Origin of the sequence: uncultured Cetobacterium sp. (assembly GCF_947039425.1) — a bacterium.
Taxonomy (GTDB): domain Bacteria; phylum Fusobacteriota; class Fusobacteriia; order Fusobacteriales; family Fusobacteriaceae; genus Cetobacterium_A.
In genome coordinates this window covers 1-5,504 of the sequence record NZ_CAMQYW010000120.1, presented here as the reverse complement: position 1 = coordinate 5,504, position 5,504 = coordinate 1, and the positions used below count along the sequence as shown (strand labels likewise).

The 5,504-nt window shown below is 27.4% G+C and carries 7 protein-coding genes; 1 reads left to right on the top strand and 6 read right to left on the bottom strand.

Annotated features, from left to right (window positions below):
* The coding region (locus Q0V09_RS07100) for a phosphatidate cytidylyltransferase (protein ID WP_297487930.1) at positions 1–437 on the bottom strand (437 nt) is incomplete at its 3' end.
* Positions 438–1,124 (bottom strand): isoprenyl transferase, encoded by a 687-nt coding sequence (locus tag Q0V09_RS07095; RefSeq protein WP_297405894.1) that lies wholly within the window; start codon positions 1,122–1,124, stop codon positions 438–440. It abuts the gene before it with no gap.
* Positions 1,125–1,298: 174 nt separating this feature from the next.
* On the opposite strand from Q0V09_RS07095, the gene Q0V09_RS07090 reads away from it, so the two are divergent.
* Entirely contained in the window at positions 1,299–2,825 is a 1,527-nt protein-coding gene (locus tag Q0V09_RS07090; RefSeq protein WP_297405895.1) for a SulP family inorganic anion transporter, read from the top strand.
* Between the two features lie 12 nt (positions 2,826–2,837).
* Here the strand turns inward: Q0V09_RS07090 and nadD are convergent, their stop codons facing one another.
* The 4 genes from nadD to lpxK form a co-directional block, all read right to left on the bottom strand.
* Positions 2,838–3,413: a nicotinate (nicotinamide) nucleotide adenylyltransferase gene (nadD, locus tag Q0V09_RS07085; RefSeq protein ID WP_297405896.1), complete on the bottom strand. Its 576-nt coding sequence runs from the start codon at positions 3,411–3,413 to the stop codon at positions 2,838–2,840.
* Positions 3,413–3,865, bottom strand: coding sequence for a PTS sugar transporter subunit IIA (locus Q0V09_RS07080; RefSeq protein WP_297405897.1), 453 nt, complete (start codon positions 3,863–3,865; stop codon positions 3,413–3,415). Before Q0V09_RS07080 ends, nadD begins: the two co-directional genes overlap by 1 nt.
* Positions 3,866–3,880: 15 nt before the next feature.
* Positions 3,881–4,585, bottom strand: coding sequence for a hypothetical protein (locus Q0V09_RS07075; RefSeq protein WP_297487928.1), 705 nt, complete (start codon positions 4,583–4,585; stop codon positions 3,881–3,883).
* On the bottom strand, positions 4,575–5,504 hold a 930-nt coding region (lpxK, locus tag Q0V09_RS07070; RefSeq protein ID WP_297487925.1), incomplete at its 5' end, for a tetraacyldisaccharide 4'-kinase. The genes lpxK and Q0V09_RS07075, both read right to left, overlap by 11 nt.

Below are 5,504 nucleotides of genomic sequence, written 5' to 3'. Positions count from 1 at the left end.
CAAACTAATATTTGAATACTTAATAACCACATCCCACCTTTTGGTAAATAATTCATTAATAACAAATGACTAAATAATCCCGAAACATATATTACTCCAAGTATTGTTATCCCTATATCTCTACTTGAATTTTCTACTTTATTTTGTAAAACTTTTTTACCCATACATGTTATTAATAAAAATACTAAAGGCAATATAAAAGCAATCTCTGAATTTGATGCTTTTAAAAAATAAACTAAGTTTGGAATAGCCATTCCAGCAATATATCCCAAGTTTACTTCTGGTTTTTTTCCACCTATTTCTGCCATTTTATAAAATTCAAATAATCCAATAAAGATAACAAAATTTACAAATAATAATAATAATAATCCACCTTTTAATAAAATTGTTAATAATATAGGTATTCCTATTAGTGCAACTAAAATTCTATTTAACATCTATTTTACTCCTCCAAAACGCCTATCTCTTTTACTGTAATTTTCTATTGCCTTAATTAATTCCTCTTTATTAAAATCTGGCCAATAAGATTCCGTCACATATATTTCAGAATATGCTATTTGCCAAAGAAGAAAATTAGAAATTCTCATTTCTCCACTAGTTCTAATCACCAATTCTGGATCAGGAATTTTAGTATATAGATATTTTTCAACAGTTTCCTCAGTTATATTTGTCTCATTATTTTCTATCATTTTATTTATGGCATCTACAATTTCACTTCTTCCACCATAATTAAAAGCTATATTAAGAGTTATTCCTGTATTATCTTTTGTTTCCTCTTCTAGTTTTTTTATCTCTTTTAATAAATCCTTACTTACTCCTTCTTCTCGTCCAGACACTAAAAATCTAACATTATTTTTCATCAAAGTTTTCTTTTCACTTTTTAAATATGCTTTAAACAAAAACATTAAAGTATCTACTTCCTCTTTAGCTCTTTTCCAATTTTCTGTAGAAAATGCATAAACAGTAAGATATTTTACACCAATTTCACCTGAGTAACTAAGTATTTTTCTAAGTGTATCTGCTCCTGCTTTATGTCCATAAGTTCTAGGCATTCCTTTTTGTTTAGCCCAACGCCCATTTCCATCCATAATTATAGCAATATGATCTGGTATTTTAAGTTCCATTCTATTTCTCCTCTCAATAAGTCATTAAATTTTACCATATAATCAATATTTTTACCATAGAAAAAACGCTCGCCTTCTCTTTTGTATTGCTTATTTTATTTGTTTATTTTTATATTTTCTGTTATAATATTACCTACGTATAAAATATTAGTATTTACTTAGGAGGAAAATTTATTGATTAATATTTCAAAAATTAAAAATGATGTTTTAGCTGGATTAGCTACATCTTTAGCTATGGTTCCAGAAGCTATAGCCTTTGCTTTTGCTGCAGGACTTTCACCAATAGTAGGACTTCATACATCTGTTTTAATAGGACTATGTGCTGCTATTTTTGGTGGAAGACCTGGAATGATTTCAGGAGCCGCTGGTTCTATTGCTGTTGTATTTGCCGCTTTAGTTGGAAGCCATGGAGTTGAATACCTTTTTGCAACTGTTGTTTTAATGGGTCTTTTCCAAATATTTATTGGAATTTTTAAACTTGGAAAATTCTCTAGAATGATTCCACATCCTGTTATGCTTGGATTTGTAAATGGTCTAGCAGTTGTTATTTTCATTGCTCAACTTGCGCAATTTAAAATTATCAACACTTTAGGTGAAAAAGTTTGGATGAAGGGGCCACAACTTTATATAATGGTAATTCTTGTTGTTATTACTATGCTTGTTACTCATTTCTTACCTAAATTTACTAAAGCTATTCCTGCTTCTCTTGCAGCAATTATTATTACGACTATCTTATCTATTAAAATATCTCAACTTGGAATTCATATGCCAAATGTTAAGGATTTTGCAAATGAAAGTTTATCCGGAGGATTACCTAAATTTCATATACCTAATCTACCTTTAAATATCGAAACTTTAAAAATTATACTTCCTTTTGCTATTATTGGTACTTTAGTTGGATTAATTGAATCTCTTTTAACTTTATCTTTAATAGACGATATTACTGATACTAGAGGAAAATCTAATAAGGAATGCATTGGTCAAGGGATCGGTAATCTTTTAAATGGATTTATGGGTGGAACTGGAGGTTGTGCTATGATTGGACAATCAATGGTAAATTTATCATCTGGTGGTAAGGGAAGACTTTCTGGTATTTCTATGTCTATCTCTCTTCTTTTATTTGTTCTTTTAGGCTCAAAAGTTATTGAGATAATTCCTCTAGCAGCTCTTGTTGGGGTTATGTTTATTGTTGTTATTGAAACTTTTGCATGGAAAAGCTTTAAACTTTGCTCTAAAATACCTAAAAAAGATCTTATTATTATTGTTATTGTTATGTTTATTACAATATTTGAAGACTTAGCTGTAGCTGTTGTTATTGGTGTTATTTTATCAGCACTTATGTTCTCTTGGGAAAAGGGTAAAAAAATAAATGCAGCTAGCTCTATTAATAACAATGAAAAAATATATACTCTTAATGGTCCTCTATTCTTTGGATCAGTTAGCAGTTTTAAAGAGATTTTCACTCCAAAACTTGATCCTGAAACTGTTATCATTGATTTTAAAGACTCTCATGTTATGGATCACTCAGCCATTGAAGCTATTAATGCTCTAACTGAAAAATATCATATATTAAATAAAAAAATAATTTTAAAGCATTTAAGCCCTGACTGTAAAAATTTGCTTACTAATGCTAAGGATATTATAAAAGTTAACATTATGGATGATCCTACTTACCATATTGCTGACAACATATTAGACTAAAAAAAGACAAGTTTAAAACTTGTCTTTTTTATATAATCCTTTTTCATATATAAGTTCTTTTACTTTTTTTGGAACTAGTTTCTCTATTGATTTATTTTCTTTTATTGAATCTCTTATTTCTGTTGAAGATATATTTATATATGGACTTTCTATTTCAATTAAGTTTTCATCCTCTATTTTTGTTTTATATCCTTTTCTTTTTAAAACAACTACTTTTGCAAAAGTTAATATATCTTTATAATTTTTCCAATTTTTAAAATTTTCTCCTGAATCCTCTCCAACTATTTCAAAGTATTCATCTCCTGGATATAGCTCTCTTATTTTTAATAAAGTATCATAAGTATAAGATATTTTATTATCTTTTATCTCTATATCTGAGATTTCAACTTTTTCAATATTTTCAAAAGCTTTCCTACACATTTTAATTCTTAATCTAGCACTAGCTAAATCATTATTTTTATGTGATGGAATTCCAACAGGAATAACTATTAGTTTATCTAAGTTTAAATAATCTATTATAAATTTTCCAATAAAAACATGTCCATTATGAATAGGATTAAAACTTCCTCCATAAATTCCTATTTTCATTAACCTATCTCCGCTATAGCCTCTATTAAACAATCTTTAGTTGTACACTCTATAATACTATCTCTATTTTTTTTATCTCTAAATATTCTTGAAAGCATTGATAAAAGCTCTAAATATTTTTTACTTCCACCTTTAGGAGCTCCCACTAAAACTACTACTTTTATTCCTTCTCCATCTAAAGAATTAAAATCAATTGGATTTTTAAGTAACGCCACAGATAATACAATATCTTTAACAGCATCTGTTCTTGCGTGAGGAATAGCTACTCCCATTCCGATTCCAGTTGTTCCAACTTTTTCTCTTTCTAAAACTTCTAAATAAAAAATATTTTTATCAACTATTAATTCACTATTTTCACTTATATTTTCTACCATCATTTTTAATATTTTATCTTTTGTAAGAGACCCATCGTCAAAAATATTTATCATTTTTATATTAAAATAATTTAACATAAACTCCTCCCAAAGCTATATTGTTTTTAATATCTCCTGTTCTATATTAAGCATTTCTTTTTTTTCTAATTTTTCATTTTCTTTTTTTAATATATATCTGTATTTCTTACTATTTTTATACTCATATGATTCTAATACTTTTTTATATGCAACTAGATCTAAAGATTCTTCAACTTCGAACTCTTCTCCTATATACTCTTTTGCATTTTCAAATTCATTTAAATCATATCTTTGCTTTGTAAAATAAGATATTACTAAATAACCTATTTTATCATTCCATCCAATAACTTCCATAATCTCTTTAAATGCTAAAGCCATTAATGGCTTTTTAAACTTTATATTATCCATTAAAGAAAGGTTAAATAGTGTTTTATAAAATAATTCTTTATCTCTTAAAGCTAACTCTTTTCCATATCTTTTAGCAAATTCTAATTCACCTTTTATAACAACCTTTGTAAAAATATCAACTGCTTTTACTAAGTCAACATTTGACAATCTACTTATATCTTTATCTTTTTGTCTCTCTTTAAAATCAATCTCTTTTTCTAACTGAGTTTGAAAAAGTTCATCGTTTTCACAGTAAACCATACAAGGAACTGCTAAGTTCATTTTTTTTCTAAGAATATCTCCCTCTCCTGTCACTGTTAAATATGCTCTTTTATCTAAAGAATCTATATTTTCTAATAATTTTTCTACTCTTTTTTCTATTCTATTTATCATTAATTTCACCAATTCCTTCTAAGCTATTATCTTCTATCATTGAAAACTCTATTTTTAATACATATAGATTCTCTATCATTAAATTTTTAGGTATTTTTACTAAATCTTTTTCTGTTGTTATTATAAAATCTGCATCCATTGCTTCTGCTCTCTTTTTTATTGTTTCAAAATCTTTTTCTTTAAAATTATGATGATCAATAAAATCAATTCTTTCAATATACTCTGGATTTAAAGATATTACAGTTTTTTCAAAATTCAAAGGATTAGCAAGACCTGAAAAAAGTAATACTCTTTTTCCTGCTACCCAAAATAGTGGCTTTGCATTTCCATCAACATCACAAAGAGATGTTACTCCATGTTTTGCAACAGATATTGATTTTTTAAATTTTACTTTTAAAAATCTTTTTATTTTTTCTAAATCAGTTTCTGGAATTAAATCAGATTTTGTAATTATAAACTCATCTGCTCTTTCTGCAGCCTTTTTAAAATCCTCTCTTAGTGTTCCTTTTGGTAAAAGAGCACCCCAACCAAATGGATTAGTTGCATCAATTAAAACAACATCTCTATCTCTTTTTAATTTTCTATGTTGAAATCCATCATCTAGTACAATAGTATCTACTCCAAACTTTTCCACTGCAAGTTTACATGCTTCATATCTATTTTTTCCAACAATCACTGGAACCTTTAGATTTAAAGCGTGTAAGTAAGATTCATCTCCACTTTCTTTTGGAGTTGCCCATATTTTTTTACCATCACTTACTACAAGAGGTTCTTCCTTTCTTTTCCCTCTATATCCCCTTGATACAACTGCAACTTTTTTTCCCATTTTAGATAATTTTTTTACAAAAAACTGTACAGCTGGTGTTTTTCCTGTTCCACCAACTGTTATATTTCCCACACAAAATATCTTAACATTAGA